Source organism: Roseomonas sp. USHLN139 (assembly GCF_037145735.1).
Classification (GTDB): Bacteria; Pseudomonadota; Alphaproteobacteria; order Acetobacterales; family Acetobacteraceae; genus Pseudoroseomonas.
This window is the reverse complement of record NZ_JBBCWY010000001.1, coordinates 271,646-288,185: the sequence shown is the minus strand read 5'-3', so window position 1 is coordinate 288,185 and position 16,540 is coordinate 271,646. Positions and strand designations below refer to the sequence as shown.

18 protein-coding genes are annotated in these 16,540 nt (G+C 71.6%); 13 read left to right on the top strand and 5 right to left on the bottom strand.

Going from position 1 to position 16,540, the window contains the following annotated elements; genetic code table 11:
* Nucleotides 1-81: 81 nt before the first annotated feature.
* Nucleotides 82-1,449 carry a hypothetical protein gene (locus WFI16_RS01330; protein ID WP_419895986.1) on the bottom strand — a complete coding sequence of 456 codons (1,368 nt, stop codon included), beginning with the start codon at nucleotides 1,447-1,449 and terminating at the stop codon, nucleotides 82-84.
* Nucleotides 1,450-1,609: 160 nt separating this feature from the next.
* Between WFI16_RS01330 and WFI16_RS01325 the strand changes: the two genes are divergently transcribed.
* The 5 genes from WFI16_RS01325 (at nucleotide 1,610) to WFI16_RS01305 (ending at nucleotide 5,517) form a co-directional block, all read left to right on the top strand.
* A complete protein-coding gene (locus tag WFI16_RS01325) occupies nucleotides 1,610-1,732 on the top strand; it encodes a hypothetical protein (protein WP_419895985.1) in 123 nt (40 codons plus the stop codon).
* Nucleotides 1,729-2,850: an NAD(P)/FAD-dependent oxidoreductase gene (locus WFI16_RS01320; protein WP_419895984.1), complete on the top strand. Its 1,122-nt coding sequence runs from the start codon at nucleotides 1,729-1,731 to the stop codon at nucleotides 2,848-2,850. The genes WFI16_RS01325 and WFI16_RS01320 overlap by 4 nt, the downstream gene beginning before the upstream one ends.
* Complete coding sequence (locus WFI16_RS01315; protein ID WP_419895983.1) at nucleotides 2,831-3,148, top strand: (2Fe-2S)-binding protein; 318 nt, start codon at nucleotides 2,831-2,833, stop codon at nucleotides 3,146-3,148. Before WFI16_RS01320 ends, WFI16_RS01315 begins: the two co-directional genes overlap by 20 nt.
* Nucleotides 3,145-4,530 carry an NAD(P)/FAD-dependent oxidoreductase gene (locus WFI16_RS01310; RefSeq protein ID WP_419895982.1) on the top strand — a complete coding sequence of 462 codons (1,386 nt, stop codon included), beginning with the start codon at nucleotides 3,145-3,147 and terminating at the stop codon, nucleotides 4,528-4,530. The genes WFI16_RS01315 and WFI16_RS01310 overlap by 4 nt, the downstream gene beginning before the upstream one ends.
* 72 nt (nucleotides 4,531-4,602) lie before the next feature.
* Nucleotides 4,603-5,517 carry a hypothetical protein gene (locus WFI16_RS01305; protein WP_419895981.1) on the top strand — a complete coding sequence of 305 codons (915 nt, stop codon included), beginning with the start codon at nucleotides 4,603-4,605 and terminating at the stop codon, nucleotides 5,515-5,517.
* Nucleotides 5,518-5,521: 4 nt separating this feature from the next.
* Here WFI16_RS01305 and WFI16_RS01300 read toward each other — a convergent pair whose 3' ends face one another.
* Nucleotides 5,522-6,289, bottom strand: a complete 768-nt coding sequence (locus tag WFI16_RS01300; RefSeq protein WP_419895980.1) for an SDR family oxidoreductase — start codon at nucleotides 6,287-6,289, stop codon at nucleotides 5,522-5,524.
* Nucleotides 6,290-6,325: 36 nt separating this feature from the next.
* Nucleotides 6,326-7,015, bottom strand: a complete 690-nt coding sequence (locus WFI16_RS01295) for a GntR family transcriptional regulator (protein ID WP_419895979.1) — start codon at nucleotides 7,013-7,015, stop codon at nucleotides 6,326-6,328.
* A gap of 135 nt (nucleotides 7,016-7,150) precedes the next feature.
* Between WFI16_RS01295 and WFI16_RS01290 the strand changes: the two genes are divergently transcribed.
* The 7 genes from WFI16_RS01290 (at nucleotide 7,151) to WFI16_RS01260 (ending at nucleotide 15,056) form a co-directional block, all read left to right on the top strand.
* Nucleotides 7,151-8,389, top strand: a complete 1,239-nt coding sequence (locus WFI16_RS01290) for an ABC transporter substrate-binding protein (RefSeq protein WP_419895978.1) — start codon at nucleotides 7,151-7,153, stop codon at nucleotides 8,387-8,389.
* Between the two features lie 61 nt (nucleotides 8,390-8,450).
* On the top strand, nucleotides 8,451-9,326 hold the full coding sequence (locus WFI16_RS01285) for a branched-chain amino acid ABC transporter permease (protein ID WP_419895977.1): 876 nt from the start codon (nucleotides 8,451-8,453) through the stop codon (nucleotides 9,324-9,326).
* A 12-nt stretch (nucleotides 9,327-9,338) separates the two neighbouring features.
* The gene (locus WFI16_RS01280) at nucleotides 9,339-11,846 is read left to right on the top strand and encodes a branched-chain amino acid ABC transporter ATP-binding protein/permease (RefSeq protein WP_419895976.1); all 2,508 of its coding nucleotides are present in this window, start codon (nucleotides 9,339-9,341) and stop codon (nucleotides 11,844-11,846) included.
* Nucleotides 11,843-12,766, top strand: a complete 924-nt coding sequence (locus tag WFI16_RS01275) for a 3-hydroxyacyl-CoA dehydrogenase (protein WP_419895975.1) — start codon at nucleotides 11,843-11,845, stop codon at nucleotides 12,764-12,766. The genes WFI16_RS01280 and WFI16_RS01275 overlap by 4 nt, the downstream gene beginning before the upstream one ends.
* 10 nt (nucleotides 12,767-12,776) lie before the next feature.
* Nucleotides 12,777-13,703: a 3-keto-5-aminohexanoate cleavage protein gene (locus WFI16_RS01270; protein WP_419895974.1), complete on the top strand. Its 927-nt coding sequence runs from the start codon at nucleotides 12,777-12,779 to the stop codon at nucleotides 13,701-13,703.
* 98 nt (nucleotides 13,704-13,801) lie between these two features.
* Entirely contained in the window at nucleotides 13,802-14,260 is a 459-nt protein-coding gene (locus tag WFI16_RS01265; protein ID WP_419895973.1) for a hypothetical protein, read from the top strand.
* 34 nt (nucleotides 14,261-14,294) lie between these two features.
* A complete protein-coding gene (locus WFI16_RS01260) occupies nucleotides 14,295-15,056 on the top strand; it encodes a hypothetical protein (protein WP_419895972.1) in 762 nt (253 codons plus the stop codon).
* Here WFI16_RS01260 and WFI16_RS01255 read toward each other — a convergent pair.
* Nucleotides 15,053-15,541 carry a GFA family protein gene (locus WFI16_RS01255; RefSeq protein ID WP_419895971.1) on the bottom strand — a complete coding sequence of 163 codons (489 nt, stop codon included), beginning with the start codon at nucleotides 15,539-15,541 and terminating at the stop codon, nucleotides 15,053-15,055. The genes WFI16_RS01260 and WFI16_RS01255 overlap by 4 nt on opposite strands.
* 131 nt (nucleotides 15,542-15,672) lie before the next feature.
* Here WFI16_RS01255 and WFI16_RS01250 point away from each other — a divergent pair, with 131 nt between their 5' ends.
* Entirely contained in the window at nucleotides 15,673-15,831 is a 159-nt protein-coding gene (locus WFI16_RS01250) for a preprotein translocase subunit SecE (protein ID WP_419895970.1), read from the top strand.
* A gap of 111 nt (nucleotides 15,832-15,942) precedes the next feature.
* Here WFI16_RS01250 and ndk read toward each other — a convergent pair whose 3' ends face one another.
* The gene (gene ndk / locus WFI16_RS01245) at nucleotides 15,943-16,365 is read right to left on the bottom strand and encodes a nucleoside-diphosphate kinase (RefSeq protein ID WP_419895969.1); all 423 of its coding nucleotides are present in this window, start codon (nucleotides 16,363-16,365) and stop codon (nucleotides 15,943-15,945) included.
* Nucleotides 16,366-16,540: the final 175 nt, after the last annotated feature.

The window sequence follows — 16,540 nt, the reverse complement described above, 5'->3', positions numbered from 1 at the left end:
ACAAAGAAGCTTTTCCGATATTTTATTGCAGCGCGGAAAGATCCTTCTGCACTGCACTTCGGATACGGGCGCTCAACGCCTCTAGGCGGCGCTTCGCCCCGGCCATGGCCTGTCGACCCGCACGAAATCCTCGCGCTTCGGCCGCCCGCCCCAGTCGATTTGGTCGGTCTCGATGATGTGAATGTCGAAGGGGTGGCCCAGCACCGTCTGCAGCAGGTCGGTGATGCCCGCCCGCTCCACCGCCTGCAGCGGCGTGGCGCAGCGCAGGAAGGCCTCGATGACGCCGTCGCCGTACTGCACCAGGCGGAATTCCTGCACCATTGGGAAGGCGTGCCAATGGGGGCCCGCCAGCCGCGCCAGCCGCTCGCTGCCATCCGGCAGGCGCAGGAAGTTGCGCCGCCGGCCCAGGATGCGGCGGATCACCGGCAGGGTGATGCCGCAGTCGCAGGGCGCCCCCCATTCGGCCACATCGCCGATGGCATAGCGGATCAGCGGCGCGGCATAGGACTGCAGCCCGGTCAGCAGCACCTCGCCCGGCTGCCCGACGGCGCAGGGCCGCCCCTGGCCGTCGACGATCTCCAGATGCACCAGCGAGGAGAGCAGGTGCAGGTGGTCGTGCTTCGGGCATTGCAGCGCCACCCAGCCGAATTCCTCGCAGGAATAGCGGTCGATCAGCCGGGCGCCGAAGGCCTCGGCACAGAGCTGGCGGGTCTCGGGCGGCACCGCCTCGCCCACCGTCAGCACCTTGCCGATGCGCGGCCCGCCGCCCTCGGCGATCGCCAGCCGGGCCAGGCGCGCGGCCACGCTGGGCAGGGTGATCAGGGAGTCCGGCGCCACCTCGCGCAGCCAGGCCAGCAGCGCCTCCGGCGCATGCTTCATCGGGCTGCGCACCAGCACCCTCCCGGTCTCCAGGCCGAGGCCGGTCTGCCGGTGCTCACCCTCCGGCAGGTCGCGGATCACCGCGCGGGTGGAGCGCGGATCGATGCCGTGCCAGCGCTTCTCCAGCGCCGACACCGCCCGGTAGATCGGCCGGTAGACCGGGTTCAGCCGCTCGACCGTGACCGGCAGGCCGGTGGAGCCGGATGTATGCGCCTTGCCGATGTCGAGCGGCATCCGGGCCGGGTCATAGGCGCGGATGGCCTCGCCCGCCGCCTGCAGCGCGGGGCGGCGCAGCACCGGCACCGCCTGCCATTGCGCCGGCTGCCGCGGCAGGTCGATCTCCGGCAGCCGTTCCCGCCAGAAGGCCGAGTGCCGCCGCGCATGGGTCAGCAGCAATTGCCGCTGCTGCAGCGACAGCGCCTCCTGCTCGGCCGGGCGCAGCCGGGCATGCTGGCCGAGCTGGCGGCAGATATGGGCGGCGATGGCGGTGTCGGGCGGCAGGATGGTGGGAAAGCCGCGCTGCGACAGCCTGGCGATGTCGTCGCCGCCCACGCCGGTTTCCACGCTCACGGTCTTTTGGTCCATCCCCTGGCCTGTCGCCTGAATATCAGGTTTCTCGCCCAGCAAAAGCCCTTCCGGCGCGGTTCTCCGGGCGAGGCGCCGGTCGGGGCCGCCGCCGGGCCGGGAGCGGGACGCCGTTGCCCCGGCGCCGCTTCGCCTCTATCGACCGATGACCGATCCGCTGGCTTCCCCTGTCTCCGTGGTGCGGGCCGCGGCGACCGCGCGGGGGCTGGTGGCGCTGGGCCGCTTCCACCCGATCGACCGGCCGCTGACCGGAGAGAGCCGCGCATGACCCCCGAACGCTTCGACGCCCTCCTGATCGGCGGTGGCCTGGTGGGCGCCGCCATCGGCTACGGCCTGCAGCGGCTCGGCCTGAACTGCCTGCTGCTGGACGAGGGCGACATCGCCTTCCGCGCCAGCCGCGGCAATTTCGGCCTGGTCTGGGTGCAGTCCAAGGGGCTGGGCGCGCCGCATTACCAGCGCTGGACCCGCGGCTCGGCCGAGGAATGGCCGTCGCTGGCCGCCGATCTGCTGGCGCGGACGGGGATCGGCACCGGGCTGCAGCAGCCCGGCGGCGTCAGCCTCTGCCTGTCGGAGGCGGAGTTCGAGGCGCGCTCGTCCCATATGGCGCAGCTGCAGCGGGAGGCCGGGAATTTCGGCCTGGACTACCGCATGGTCCGCGGCGCGGAGGCGCGCGACATGCTGCCCGGCCTGGGCCCGAAGGTGGTCGGGCTGAGCTGGACGCCCTATGACGGCCATGCCAGCCCACTCTATCTATTGCGGGCGCTGCATCGCGGCTTCACCGATCTCGGCGGCACCTACCGCCCGAACAGCCGTCTGACCGGCAGCCGCGCCGCGCCGAACGACTTCCGCGTCGAGGCCGGCGACTATGTCGCCGAGGCGCCACGCATCGTGCTGACCGCCGGCCTCGGCAATGCCGAACTGGCCCCGCGCTTCGGGCTCTCGGCGCCGGTGCGGCCGGAGCGCGGCCAGATCCTGGTCACCGAGCGTGCCCGCCATCTCCTGCCGATGCCCACCGTCAGCCTGCGCCAGACCGAGGAGGGCAGCCTGCTGATCGGCGACAGCAAGGAGGATGCCGGCTTCGATGTCAGCCAGCAGCCCGAGGTGATGCGCCGCATGGCGCAGCGCGCGGTGCAGTGCTTCCCCTGGATCGCCGATCTGAACCTGGTGCGCGCCTGGTCGGCGCTGCGGGTGATGGCGCCCGACGGCCTGCCGATCTACGACCAGTCGGCGCGCTTCCCCGGCGCCTTCACCGCCAATTGCCATTCCGGCGTGACGCTGGCCGGCACCCATGCCAACCGCCTGGCGCCGATGATCGCCGCCGGCGCGCTGGACCCTGCCCTCGACCTCTTCTCTGCGGGACGCTTCGATGTTCGCCACGCGGCCTGACGCGCGCCCTGCCGGCGCCCCCACCGTGGAAGTCCTGGTCGAGGGCCGCGCCATCGCCGTCCCCGAGGGCGCCACTGCCGCCGCCGCCCTGCTGCTGGCCGGCCTGCCCGCCAGCCGCACCACCCCGGTGAGCGGCGCGCCAAGGCTGCCCTTCTGCATGATGGGCGTCTGCTTCGACTGCCTGGCGGTGATCGACGGCGTGGCCAACCGCCAGGCCTGCATGGTCGCCATCCGCCCCGGCATGCGCATCGCCCGGCAGGACGGCGCCCGCCTGGCCCAAGCGGACGACCTGGCATGAGCGCCCTGCCCTTCGACCTGGCGATCATCGGCGCCGGCCCGGCGGGGATGAGCGCGGCGCTGCAGGCCGCCGGCCTCGGCCTCGCCGTCATCGTCCTCGACGAGCAGCCCGCCCCCGGCGGCCAGATTTTCCGGAATGTCGAGCGCGCCGCCGGCGACCCGGCGCTGCGCGGCGAGTATGCCGAGGCGGGCGCGGCCCTGGTGCGCCGCTTCCGCGCCATGCCGAATGTCGACTACCGGCCGGAGACCACGCTCTGGCACGCCGATACCGGGACCGGCCTGCTCTCGGTCAAGGCGCCCGCCGGTCCGGGCGAGATCACCGCCCGCCGCCTGCTGCTGGCCACCGGCGCGCAGGAACGGCCGGTGCCGATCCCCGGCTGGACCCTGCCCGGCGTCATGGGCGCGGGCGCGGCGCAGATCCTGCTGAAGCAGGCCGGCGCCGTGCCGCGCGGCCGCACCGTGCTGGCCGGCCAGGGCCCGCTGCTCTGGCTGCTGGCGGTGCAGCTGGCGCGCGCCGGGGCGCCGCCCGTGGCGCTGCTGGAGACCACGCGGCCGGGCTCGCTGCGCGCCGCCCTGTCGCGCGGCGGGCTCTGGGCCGGGCGCGCCGCGCTGGCCAAGGGGGCGGCGCTGATGCTGGAAGCCCGCGCCTCCGGCATGCGCATCCTCCGCGACGTGCAGCAGCTGCGCGCCGAGGGCGAGGGCCGCGTGCAGCGCGTCCACTGGCAGGATGGCGGCGCCGTCGATGCCGACACGCTGCTGCTGCACGAGGGCGTCATCCCCGGCACGCACATCTCCCGCGCCATGGGGCTCGAGCATGAATGGGACGCGGCGCAGCGCTGCTGGCGCCCGGTGCTGGACGCCTGGGGCGCCAGCAGCGACGGCTTCGTGGCGGTCGCCGGCGATGGCGGCGGCATCGGCGGCTGGCAGGCGGCGATGGCCTCGGGCGCGCTGGCCGCGCTGGACGCGGCGCATCGCCTGGGGCGGATCGACACCGCGGCGCGCGACGCCCGCGCGGCCCAGCCACGGGCCGAGCTGAGGGCGGCGCTCGCCCTGCGGCCCTTCCTCGACCGGCTCTATCGCCCCTCCAACGCGGTACTGGCGCCGCCCGACGACGCCACCCTGGTCTGCCGCTGCGAGGAGGTCACCGCCGGCGCGGTGCGCCAGGCCGCCCGGATGGGGGCGACCGGCCCGAACCAGGCCAAGGCCTATCTGCGCGCCGGCATGGGCCCCTGCCAGGGCCGCTTCTGCGGCACCACCGTGGCCGCGCTGATCGCCGAGACCCGCGGCATTCCCATCGCCGAGGCCGGGGCGCTGCGCCCGCGCGCGCCCTACAAGCCGATCACCATCGGCGAGCTGGCGGATCTTCCGCAGGACGTGACCTAGCCGCCCGGCGACGCCGGCCGCGCTTCATGCCACCAGGAAGGCCTCTGTCCCGCCGCGAGGATTCCCTGGCCCATGCCGCTCCGCCGCCTGCTGCTCGCCGGTTTCTGCCTGGTCTCGCTCGGCGCCCGGGCGGAAGACCCCGCCACGGAGGACCCCGCCAGCCTGGCGCCGGCGGCGCGCAAGGCCTGGTTCCTGACCCAGCTGGCCGGGCTGCTGCGCGACGGGCTGGACGACCCGCAGGCGGTCGGCCAGCGGCTGGCGCTGGACCTGTCCGGCACCCCGGTGCAGCGCGTGGCGCCGGGGCAGGACTGCCGCAACCCCTATGACGCGCGCTCGCAGTGGCAGCTGGCGCTGACGCCGGCCAGCGCCTGGTATGTGGCGATGCCGGGCGGGATGCAGGGCCGGACCATCCCGGGCTTCACCATCAACCCGCCATCCGTGATCGGCGCGCCGGCGGTGGCCTATCGCCGCGACGACATCGCGCATTGCAGCGGCCGCGACAAGCCGATGGCCTGGCGCGAATCCGAGCTCAGCTTCGGCAATCTTCCCGCCTTCGCCTGCGTCACCGCCGACGACATCCGCGCCCGCCTGCCCGGGGCCGGCTTCACCCTGGCGACCGACGGCGTCTCGCTCTGGACCGCGACGGCCGAGGCCGCCGACGGCGCCGCCACCCGGCTGAGCTTCACCTACCGCGCCGGCATGCCTTGCGCGGTGGCGGCACGGATGCAGACCTCGCCGCTGCTCGGCGCGCGCTTCGCCCGCGCCGGCAATGCCTTCCGCCGCTGCCGGATCGCCTCCGACCGCGCCTTCTGCGCCGGGCGGCCCGCCTTCGGCTGGGGCGATGGCGAGGTCATCGACCAGATGGACGACGCCGCCACCGCCGCCTGCGGCACCATCGCCAGCCTCTACGCGCGCAACCTGCCCGAGGGGCCGGAGACGGCACCGCTGGAACGCACGAGCCGCGCCACCCCCTGCGACGGGCTGTGACCCGTCAGGACAGCATCCGCGTATCGCCATCCACGCTGATCGCCTGGCCCGAGATGGTCCGCCCGCGCGGCGAGCACAGGAAGAGAATCTGGTCGGCCAGCTGCTGCGGCGTGACGTATTCCTTGATCGAGGTGAAGGAGAAGGCCTGGCGCTCCATCTCGGCGAAGCCGATGCCGCGCTGCTGCGCCTTGGCCTCCAGCACGCGGCGCTGGCGGTCGCCGGCGACCAGGCCGGGCAGGATGGCATTGACCCGGATGCCGTCATCGCCGAGCTCGATGGCCAGCGACTTGGTCAGCCCGATCACCCCCCATTTCGCCGCCGCATAGGGGCTGCGCAGCCCGAAGCCATGTTTGCCGGCGGCCGAGGACAGGTTGACGATGCTGGCATTGGCCGAGCGCCGCAGATGCGGGATGGCCAGCCGCGTGCAGTTGAACTGGCTGGACAGGCAGACCTCGAGGCAGCGGTCCCAGTCCTCCGGGTTGATCTCCTCCAGCCGCCCGGTGGGGCCGGCGATGCCGGCATTGTTCACCAGCACGTCGAGCCCGCCGAGCTCCTCCAGCGCCGCCTCGAACAGCGCCGCCACCTGGGTGCGGTCGGCGACATCGGCGCGGCAATGCCCGACCCCGGGCGGCAGCGTCGCCAGCCCGGCCGCGTCGACGTCGCAGGTGAAGACCCGCGCGCCCTCGGCCAGGAAGCCCTCCACCACCGCGCGGCCGATGCCATTGGCGCCGGCGGTGACCAGCACCCGCGCGCCCTGCAGACCCATGTCCATTTTTCTTTTCCTCCCCATGCAGCAAACGAAAGAACCCTAGCCCGCCGGCAGCCCGCCCTTGTCGATGATGAAGTCGGCGGCGCGGGTGATGTCCTCGGCGATGGCGGCGCGCGCGGCCTCGGCATCGCCGAGCCGGATGGCGGCCAGCGCCGCGGCATGGCAGCGCAGCGCATGCCCCGTCGTCAGCCGGTCGCGCGAATGCCGCAGGTCCAGGTTGATCACCGGCCCGGCCTTCAGCCAGAGCCCGCCGATCACGTCGACCAGAATCGGCAGCCCCGCCGCGCCATAGATGGCGAAATGGAAGTCGCGGTTCAGCTGCACCGCATGGCCGAGATCGGACGCCCCCGGCGCGGCGCGCAGCGCGGCCTCGGCGGCGGCGATGTCTTCCAGCTGCGCCGCGCTGCGCGTGGTGGCGGCCAGGCTGGCGGCCCAGCCCTCGATCCCGGCGCGCACATCGGCCAGCTCGCGGAACTGGCGGCAGTTCATCACCGGAACCCGCACGGCGCGGTTCGGCGCCACCTCCAGCGCGCCATCGGCGGTCAGCCGGCTGACCGCCTCCCGCACCGGCATGACGGAAACTCCGAGAGCCTCCGACAGGTCTCTGAGAGAAAGCTTCTCCCCCGGCGCGACGCGGCCGGAGGCCAGCAGGTCGCGCAGATGGGCATAGGCCGATTCCGCCAGGGTGCGGCGTTCCAGCAGCGGCAGGGTGGCGATGGCGAGGGTCACGCATTCCCTCTGGACAATCCGGCGCGGATAGGCAAGCCTGACCGTGATCACAGATCACATTTTTCATGGTGATCGCGGCGATCGGCAAGCGGACCCGAAGAAACCCGCTGCCCGTACGAGGAGAGGACCCCGAGGATGACCGAGCTTCCCCGCATCACGCGGCGGGGGGCGATGCTCAGCGCTGCCGCGCTGCTGGCCGCCCCTGCCATTTCCTACGCGCAGTCCGATGTGATCCGCATCGGCCACCTGACGCCGCGCACCGGCTTTCTTGGCCCGCTGGGCGAGTTCGCCGTGCAGGCCGCGCAGCTGGCCTCGGACGAGATCAACGCGGCCGGCGGCATCAACGGCCGCAAGCTGGAGATGCTGTTCGAGGACAGCGTCAACCCGCAGACGGCGAGCGCCAAGGCCGAGCGCTACATCCAGCGCGACAAGGTCTCCTGCATCGTCGGCGAGATCAATTCCGCCTCGGCGCTGGCGATAGGCCAGGTGGTGCAGCGCGAGCGCGCGCTGTTCATCAACACCGGCGCCAATTCGGACGCGCTGCGCAGCACCGACTGCCGCAAGTTCATGTTCCACATCGAGGGCCAGAACTCGATGTATGTGAAGGCGGTGGGCCGCGCCCTGGTCCAGCAGGGTCTGATCAAGGGCAAGAAGATCTATGCCCTGACCGCCGATTATGCCTTCGGCCATGACCTGCTGCGCGTCGCCAAGAAGTTCATCGGCGAGAATGGCGGCAATGTCACCAACGAGGACCTGATCCCGACCGAGCTGACGGATTTCTCCCCGTTCCTGCTGAAGCTGCGCCAGGCGCGGCCGGACGTGATCGTCGCCAACCTGGCCGGCGCGCAGATCACCAACTTCCTGAAGCAGTATTCGGAATTCGGCCTGCGCTTCCCGGTCGCCGGCTTCGGCTTCGACACGGCGCTGGCCTGGGGCGCCGGGCAGGGCAACTTCCTCGGCACCTGGCCGACCATGTGGCACCACCGCCTGGACAACCCCTCGGCGAAGAAGTTCACCGCCGATTTCCGCGGCCGCTTCGGCCGGCCGCCGGAGAACCAGGCCTGGGGCGACTACAACGCCGTCAAGATCCTGGCCCGCGCCATGGCCGAGACCAAGGGCACCGACGGCCCGCGCATCGTCGAATACCTGGAGAGCGGCGCCAAGTTCGACGTGCAGAAGTCGCGCGAGGCCTATTTCCGCGCCCGTGACCACCAGATCATGACCGAGATGTACGCGATCACCGCCCTGCCGCCGGCCGAGCAGAAGGATCGCTACGACCTCTTCACCTCCTCGGCGCCGCTGCCCGGGCCGGAGGAGAGCCTGGAGGCCATCGCCTCCACCCCGGAAGAGGCCAGCTGCACCTTCCCGACCTGACAGCCCGCGCCGGCGCGCAGATCCGCGCTGCCGGCGCCCTTCCCGGCGCAGGAGCCCCGCCTTGGAAATCGTCTTCCTTCTCGAGCAGGTGCTGAACGGCCTGCTGATCGGCGCCTATTACCTGCTGATCGCCCTCGGCCTGTCGCTGATCTTCAGCCTGGGCGGCATCGTCAACCTGGCGCATGGCGCCTTCTATGCCATCGGCGCCTATCTGACCGTCGCGCTGGCCCCGCATATCGGCTTCGGCGGCGCCTTCGTGGCCGCGCCCGTGCTGGTCGGCCTGCTCGGCCTGGTGATCGAGCGCTTCCTGCTGCGCCGCTTCTACCGCGCCGACCCGATCCTGTCGCTGCTGCTGACCTTCGGCCTGGCCATGGTCGCCGAGCAGAGCCTGCGCATGATCTTCGGCGCGCCGCCGCTGCCCTTCTCGATCCCGCCCGAGCTGCGCGGCCAGGTCTTCATCGGCGAGTTCATCTACTCGCGCTATCGCCTGCTGATCCTGCTGGTCGCGGCGCTCTGTGTCGCCGGGCTCTGGCTGCTGCTGCAGCGGACGCATTTCGGCCGCGTGGTGCGCGCCGGCGTGCAGAACCCGGACATGGTCGGCGCGCTCGGCATCTCGCTGAAGCCCTACATGTCCGCGGTGGTGATGATCGCAGTGGGCCTCGCCGCGCTGGCCGGCGTCATGCTGGCGCCGGTGATCGGCGTGCATCCGGCGATGGGCGCCGAGATCCTGACCTTCGCCTTCGTCGTCGTCGTCATCGGCGGGCTCGGCTCCTTCTGGGGCGTGGTCGTCGCCGCGCTGATCGTCGGCGTGGTGCGCGGCATCGCGGCCTATGCCTGGCCGCCGGCAACCGAGGCCTCGGTCTATCTCCTCATGCTGCTGGTCCTGCTGCTGCGCCCGCGCGGGCTCTTCGGCGAACGCATCGCGAAGTTCGAGTGAGGCGCCCCATCCATGCTCCGTGACCTCCGCCCGCTGGCGATCGCCGCCGCGGCCCTGATCGCCCTGCCGCTGCTGCTGCCCGTCCTCGGCCTGACCATGAAGTCGGCGACCGATGTCGTCGTCTTCGCCATCGCCGTGATGGGGCTGAACATCCTGGTCGGGCATACCGGCCTGGTCTCCTTCGGCCATGGTGCCTGGTTCGGCATCGGCGCCTATGCCGCCGGCATCCTGCAGCGCCATTTCTTCCCCGGCGACATGATCCTGCCGGTGATCCTCGGCATGGGGCTGGTGCTGGCGCTGGCCACGCTGGCCGGCCTGCTGATCCTGCGCCGCTCCGGCGTCTATTTCTCGCTGCTGACGCTGGCGCTCACCGCGATGCTGTTCACCACGGCCTTCCGCTGGACCGCGCTGACCGGCGGCGAGGACGGCTTCGGCGGCATCACCCGCTATGCCTTCCTCGAGGACGCCGGCAGCTACTATGCCGTGGTCGCGGTCATCGCCATGCTGGTGGTGCTGGGCCTCTGGCGCTTCCACCACGCGCCGGCCGGCACCGTGCTGGTCGCCATCCGCGAGAACGAGCAGCGCGCCCGTTTCGTCGGCTACGACACCAACCACTACAAGATCCTGGCCTTCGTGCTCTCGGCCGGGGTCACCGCGCTGGCCGGCATGCTCTCGGCCTATAACCACCGCTTCGCCTCGGCCGAGCCGATCGCCATCGCCTTCTCCGGCGAGCTGCTGGCCATGGTCGTGATCGGCGGCATGCGCAGCTTCCTGGGCCCGGCCCTCGGCGCGCTCTTCTACATCCTGTTCCGCGAATTCCTGTCCATCTACACGGCGAACTGGCTGCTGGTCTTCGGCCTGCTCTTCGTCGGCTTCATCGTCTTCTCGCCGGACGGTCTGGTCGGCGTCGGCAAGCGGCTGGTCGCGCCCTTCCTGAAGAAGACCGTGGAAGACGCGGCCATGTCGGCCCGCCGCACGGCAACCCCCGAACCCGTGCCGCCGCGCTTCATCCGGCCGGGCACGGCGAACGGCCCGGTGCTGGCGGCGCAGGATCTCAAGAAGGCCTTCGGCAGGATCCAGGCGGTGAAGGGGGTCAGCTTCGCGGTCGGCGACCGCCAGCTGCATGCGCTGATCGGCCCGAACGGCGCCGGCAAGACCAGCGCCTTCAACCTGCTCTCCGGCATGTTCCCGCCGGATTCAGGCAAGGTCATGCTGGACGGGCGCGACGCCACCGGCCTCAGCCCGCAGGCGATCACCCGGGCGGGCATCGGCCGTTCCTTCCAGATCACCAACCTCTTCCCTGGCCTGTCGATCGCCGAGAACCTGCGCCTCGCCATCCAGGCGCGGCACCCGAAGCGCTTCGGCCTGTGGCGCAACGCCGCCGATTATGACGACATGGCGGAGGATACGCGCGTGCTGCTGGGCTGGATGGGCCTGGCCGGCATCGAGCGTGCCGAGGCCGGCGCGCTCTCCTATGGCGGCCAGCGCCTGGTCGACATGGCGGTCGCCGTCGCCACCCGCCCGCGGATTCTTCTTCTGGACGAGCCTCTCGCGGGTCTCGCCACGGCGGAACGTGCGCGCGTCGGAGAGCTGATCAAGCGCGTCTCCACCGACATCCCCGTGCTGCTGGTGGAGCACGACATCGACCGCGTCTTCGCCCTGGCCGACCGCGTCACCGTGATGAATGACGGCGAGGTGCTGGTCGATGGCAGCGTCGAGGACGCCCGCACCGATCCGCGGGTGCAGGCGGTCTATCTCGGTTCCGGCACCGCGGCCATCGCCGCCCGGCCGCGCCCCTCGGCCGCCATCGCCGAGCCGCTGCTGGAGGTGGAAGGCATCAACACCTTCTACGGCAAGAGCCACATCCTGCAGGGCGTCTCCTTCGGCCTGCACCGCAACGAGATCCTGGCGCTGCTGGGGCGCAACGGCGCCGGCAAGTCGACGCTGCTGAAGTCGATCATCGGCATCACCCGCCCCGCCAGCGGCAGCATGAAGCTGGCCGGGCGCGAGATCGCCGGGCTGGGGGCGGACCGCATCGCCCGCCTCGGCGTCAGCTTCGTGCCCCAGGGCCGCGGCCTCTTCGCCGGCATGTCGGTGGCGGAGAACCTGACGCTGGGCCGCCTCAAGCGCCTGACCGGCGAGGGCGACCACTGGCCGGAGGAGAAGGTGCTGGAGGTCTTCCCGCGCCTGAAGCAGCGCTGGCGGACGCCGGCCGACGCCCTCTCCGGCGGCGAGCAGCAGATGGTCGCCGTCGCCCGCGCCCTGTCCGGCGACACCCGCCTGCTGCTGCTGGACGAGCCTTTCGAGGGTCTCTCCCCCGCCGTGACGGAAGAGCTGTTCGAGGCCTTCGACAAGCTGCGGCAGGAACTGTCCATCATCATCGTCGACCACAATCTGGATCTCGCGCTGGCGCTGTCGGACAGCACCGTGGCGCTGGAGCGCGGCGCCGTGACCTGGCGCGGCGCCTCCGCCCTGCTGCGCGACGATCCCGAGCTGCGCAGGAAGGTTCTCTGGCTGTGACCCACACCGTCGCGATCGTCGGCAGCGGCCTGATCGGCCGCGCCTGGGCGATGATCTTTTCCAGAGCCGGCTGGGAAGTGGCCTTGCACGACACGGCCCCCGGCGTCGCGGAGGGCGCGATTTCCCTCTGCGCCGAGGGGCTGAAGGACCTGGCGGCCCAAGGCCTCTGCGACGACCCGGTCGCCGCGGCGTCGCGCATCCGCGCGGCGTCGAGCCTGGCCGATGCGGTGAGCAACGCCGACCTCGTCCAGGAAAACGGCCCGGAGACGCTGGAAATCAAGCAGGCCCTCTTCGCCGAGCTCGACCGCCTGGCGCCGCCGGGCTGCATCCTGGCGTCGTCGTCCTCGGCGATCCGCACCTCGCTCTTCACCGAGGCGCTGCCCGGCCGCCATCGCTGCCTGGTGGCGCATCCGGTCAACCCGCCGCACCTGATCCCGCTGGTGGAGCTCTCCGGCGCCGACTGGACTGCGCCGGAGACCATCGCCCGCGCCCGCGAGATCTATGCCAGCATCGGCCAGGTACCGATCGCGGTGCTGAAGGAGGTCGAGGGCTTCGTCCTGAACCGCCTGCAGGGCGCGCTGCTGGCCGAAGCCTTCCGCCTGGTGTCGGAAGGCTATGTCACGCCGCAGGACCTGGACCACACGGTGAAGGACGGGCTCGGCCTGCGCTGGTCCTTCATGGGGCCCTTCGAGACCATCGAGCTGAATGCGCCCGGCGGCATCGCCGATTACTGCGCGCGCTACACCGGCTTCTACAAGCGGCTCGCCGCCGATCCGGCGAAGCCCGAGGTCTATGGCGAGGCCGCCACCGCGACGATTCTGTCGCAATGGGGCCCAACCGAGGGCCTTCCGGAAAAGATGCGGGCCCGCGACCGCCGCCTGGCGGCGCTGCGCGCCCACAAGCAGTCACAGGAAAGCTGAGGAACACGACATGGCCAGCCGCAAGGTCATCATCACCTGCGCCGTGACGGGCGCCATCCACACGCCGAGCATGTCGGCCGCCCTGCCGGTGACCGCCGAGCAGATCGCCGATGCCGCCATCGGCGCCGCCGAGGCCGGGGCCGCCATCGTCCACCTGCATGCCCGCAACCCGGTCGACGGCCGCCCCGACCAGACGCCGGAGGGCTTCTCGCCGTTCCTGCAGGTGATCAAGCAGCGCAGCGACTGCGTGGTGAACATCACCACCGGCGGCGCGCCGACCATGACCATCGAGGAACGCGTCCGCCCCGCCGCCACCCACAAGCCCGAAGTCGCCAGCCTGAACATGGGCAGCATGAATTTCGGCCTGTTCGGCATGCTGAACCGCTTCAAGGACTTCAAGCACCAGTGGGAGAAGGACTACCTCTCCGACAAGGGCATCATCTTCCGCAACAGCTTTGCGGACATCGAATACATTCTCACCACCTGCGCGGAGAACGGCACCCGCTTCGAGTTCGAGTGTTACGACACCTCGCACCTGTACAACCTGAAGTATTTCCTCGACCAGGGCATCGTGAAGGGGCCGCTCTTCGTCCAGACGGTGTTCGGGCTGCAGGGCGGCATCGGCGCCCATCCGGAAGACGTGCTGCACATGAAGCGCACCGCCGACCGGCTGTTCGGCGACAATTACCGCTGGTCGGTGCTGGGCGCCGGGCGCAACCAGCTGCCGATCGCCGCCATGGCGGCGGCCATGGGCGGCAATATCCGCGTCGGCCTGGAGGACAGCCTCTGGGCCGGGCCGGGCAAGTTCGCCGAATCCAACGCCCAGCAGGTGCGGCTGGCGCGGCAGATCATCGAGGGGCTCGGGCTGGAAGTGGCCACGCCGGACGAGGCGCGCGAGATCCTCGAACTCAAGGGGGCGGACAAGGTCGGGTTTTGATCCGGCCGTAGAATAAGCCGGGGGAAGGAATTCCCCCGGACCCCCCTTCTTTTCTTTCTGTTCTTTGGCCGTGGGAACGGCAGCGCTTAAGCTGGCGCATGCTCTCCGGCCGCTCCTGCCAGCTCTCCACCCTCATCGTGCGGATCACCTGGTCCGTCATGCTCGGCACCATCGGACTGGTCGTCTGGTTCGTCGGGCCGATCGCCGTGTCGCGCGCCGACCGCTACATCGAACGGACCGAAGCCCAGCTCACCACCGCCTTCGAGCGGCCGGTCAAGAACGGCACCATGCTGGTGCTGCGCTTCCGCATCGACCGGCCGGACGGCACCAGCGTGCTGGCCGACTGGCCCGCCGACCGGGACTTCGCCAGCCGCCTGACCCTGGGCCAGCGCATGCCCGTCCTCTACCGCGCCCTGCCCCCGGTCTCGGTCACCCCGGACCATCCCGACCTGGCCGGACGATCCCTCGCCACCTGGCGCAGCATCGGCCTGCTCCTGCTGGGCATGGCCGGGGCCATGCTGCTCTTCACCCTGTTCGGCTGGCTGCGCCCGCGCTAGCCCCCCCTTGCCGCCCCCGCGGCGCAGCGTCACCTTGGCCCGCATGGCCGGCCTCGATTTCCACCTGCTCTTCTTCGGCATCCTCGCGATCAGCATCGGCACCACGCTCTGGCGCGCCTGGACCACCTGGCAGGCGGCGGGCCGGCTGCGCCAGCCGCCGCCGGGCACGGTGCTGGTCGAGGGCACCACGGCGCCGCTGGGCGCGCTGCGGCCGGCGACGCTCTCCGGCAATTCCTGTCTCTGGGAAGCCTGGACGGTCGAGGCCTGGCAGGCCGGCAGCAGCCTGCCGAACGGCCGCCGCGGCCGCTGGGAGATCGCGGAATCCGGCGCCAGCCGCGATCCCTTCCTGCTGGTGACGCCGCAGGGCCATCGCATCCTGCTCTGCCCCGATCCGGTCGACACCCGCCTGCTGCGCGCCAGGGCCTGGACCGGCGGCGCCCCTCGCCCGGATGGCGAGCCCGGCCTGCTGGCCGAATGGACCGGCGGGCTGCTCGGCCGCCGCTACCGCTATGCCGAGCAGCTGGTGCTGCCCTCGCAGCCGCTCTTCGCGCTCGGCCTGCCGGCGCCGGCCGCGCCGGGCGATCCCCCCGGCCTCGACGGCCGGCTGCTGCCCGGGCCCGGCGGGCTGCTGCTCGGCCAGGAACCGCCCGCCGAGGCCGCCGCCCGCGCCCGCCGCGGCGTGCTGCGCGGCCTGGCCCTGGGGCTGCTGGCGCAGCTCTTCGGCCTGGCCGTGGTGCTGGCGCTGCTGCTGGGCGGGCCCTGGGTGCTGTTCTCGGCCGGGATCCTGGGGCGCTAATCCACCCAGAGCCCGCGCGACCGGTGCCAGGCCTCGATCGATTCGCCGGGGTATTCGTCGAAGACGGCATCGCCCTCGGCGATCTGCGGCACCACCCAGGCGGGCTTGTAGAGCAGCATCAGGTGGGTCGTGCTCGGCGGCACCGGCAGCGGCGTGTCGATCGCCGAGGCGAAGGGATGCACCAGCGCCGGCCACTCCGGATCGGCCAGCCAGAGCGCGCTGGCGCAGGCCGGGCAGAAATGCCGCTGTCCGCTGCTGGTCCGGCAGGAGCCGTCATCGGCGCGCAGCGTCGCGCGGTAGATGGCAGGGCGCCTGGTCACCGCCAGGCTGGCGGCGGTGCCCATGATGTTGATGGCATAGCCGCCGCCCCCCGCCGTCTTGCGGCAGATGCTGCAGTAGCAGCGCTGGTAGGGATGCGGCGTGTGGCTGTCGAGCGTGAAGCGCACGGCGCCGCAGCGGCAGGAGCCTTCGAGCGCGATCGGCATGGGCGGTCCTCCGGATGACACGCCGGCGCAACCCGGCGGCCGGCCGGCGGTTGCGCCGCCAAACCTATTGCCCCCCGCCGCCCCGCTGCCTATTGCTGGGGCGGAAAGGCTCCGCGGAGAGAGGGAACCCCATGGCCGAGGCGACGCATCAGATCGACTACGTGGAAGTGAAGGCGGACGACATCATCGCCGAGCGCACCCATGGCTGGGAGGCCTTCACCAAGGCCACCACCTGGGGCATCGGCGCCACCATTCTCATCCTGGCGCTGCTCTACCTCTTCGCCGGCTGAGCCTTCGTTCCCGCCGGAACGGCAAAAGGCGGCGTCCGGGGTGAACCCGGGCGCCGCCTTTTTTGTCGCGCGCCGCCGGGGCCGGCCATCGGCCGGCCCCCACGTCGAAAATCAGCCGACGATCTCGGTGCCGGCGAAGAAGAAGGAGACCTCGCGGGCGGCGGCCTCGGGGCCGTCCGAGCCGTGCACGGAGTTCGCCTCGATGCTCTCGGCGAATTCCTTGCGGATGGTGCCCTCGGCGGCGTTCGCCGGGTTGGTGGCGCCCATGATCTCGCGGTTCTTGGCGATCGCGCCCTCACCCTCGAGGACCTGCACCACCACCGGGCCGCTGGTCATGAAGGAGACCAGGTCGCCATAGAAGGGGCGCGCCTTGTGCTCGGCATAGAAGGCGCCGGCCTGGGCGTCGGAGAGCTGGACGCGCTTCTGCGCGACGATGCGCAGGCCGGCATCCTCGAACTTGGCGTTGATCTTGCCGGTCAGGTTGCGGCGGGTCGCATCGGGCTTGATGATCGACAGGGTGCGCTCGACGGCCATGGGCGTGTTCCTTCGCAGGGGGGGACAAGGGTCTTGCCGCCGCCGGATAGGCGGGGTTGCCCGCTGGCGCAAGGGGCTTGCCCCGGCTTTGCCCCCGCCCTGCCCCGAATCCGGCCGCGCGCCGGCGGATTCCCGCGCTTTGTCATGCGCCTGTCGTGGCGGCCGCGCGACCACG

What these genes read in the sequence shown, in the direction of transcription:
- WFI16_RS01305 (WP_419895981.1), top strand. Translation starts at nt 4,603, where the DNA reads ATGCCGCTCCGCCGCCTGCTGCTCGCCGGTTTCTGCCTGGTCTCGCTC.
- WFI16_RS01320 (WP_419895984.1), top strand. Translation starts at nt 1,729, where the DNA reads ATGACCCCCGAACGCTTCGACGCCCTCCTGATCGGCGGTGGCCTGGTG.
- WFI16_RS01300 (WP_419895980.1), bottom strand. Translation starts at nt 6,289, where the DNA reads ATGGACATGGGTCTGCAGGGCGCGCGGGTGCTGGTCACCGCCGGCGCC.
- WFI16_RS01310 (WP_419895982.1), top strand. Translation starts at nt 3,145, where the DNA reads ATGAGCGCCCTGCCCTTCGACCTGGCGATCATCGGCGCCGGCCCGGCG.
- ndk (WP_419895969.1), bottom strand. Translation starts at nt 16,365, where the DNA reads ATGGCCGTCGAGCGCACCCTGTCGATCATCAAGCCCGATGCGACCCGC.
- WFI16_RS01265 (WP_419895973.1), top strand. Translation starts at nt 13,802, where the DNA reads ATGCTCTCCGGCCGCTCCTGCCAGCTCTCCACCCTCATCGTGCGGATC.
- WFI16_RS01255 (WP_419895971.1), bottom strand. Translation starts at nt 15,541, where the DNA reads ATGCCGATCGCGCTCGAAGGCTCCTGCCGCTGCGGCGCCGTGCGCTTC.
- WFI16_RS01325 (WP_419895985.1), top strand. Translation starts at nt 1,610, where the DNA reads ATGACCGATCCGCTGGCTTCCCCTGTCTCCGTGGTGCGGGCCGCGGCG.
- WFI16_RS01290 (WP_419895978.1), top strand. Translation starts at nt 7,151, where the DNA reads ATGACCGAGCTTCCCCGCATCACGCGGCGGGGGGCGATGCTCAGCGCT.
- WFI16_RS01270 (WP_419895974.1), top strand. Translation starts at nt 12,777, where the DNA reads ATGGCCAGCCGCAAGGTCATCATCACCTGCGCCGTGACGGGCGCCATC.
- WFI16_RS01250 (WP_419895970.1), top strand. Translation starts at nt 15,673, where the DNA reads ATGGCCGAGGCGACGCATCAGATCGACTACGTGGAAGTGAAGGCGGAC.
- WFI16_RS01315 (WP_419895983.1), top strand. Translation starts at nt 2,831, where the DNA reads ATGTTCGCCACGCGGCCTGACGCGCGCCCTGCCGGCGCCCCCACCGTG.
- WFI16_RS01280 (WP_419895976.1), top strand. Translation starts at nt 9,339, where the DNA reads ATGCTCCGTGACCTCCGCCCGCTGGCGATCGCCGCCGCGGCCCTGATC.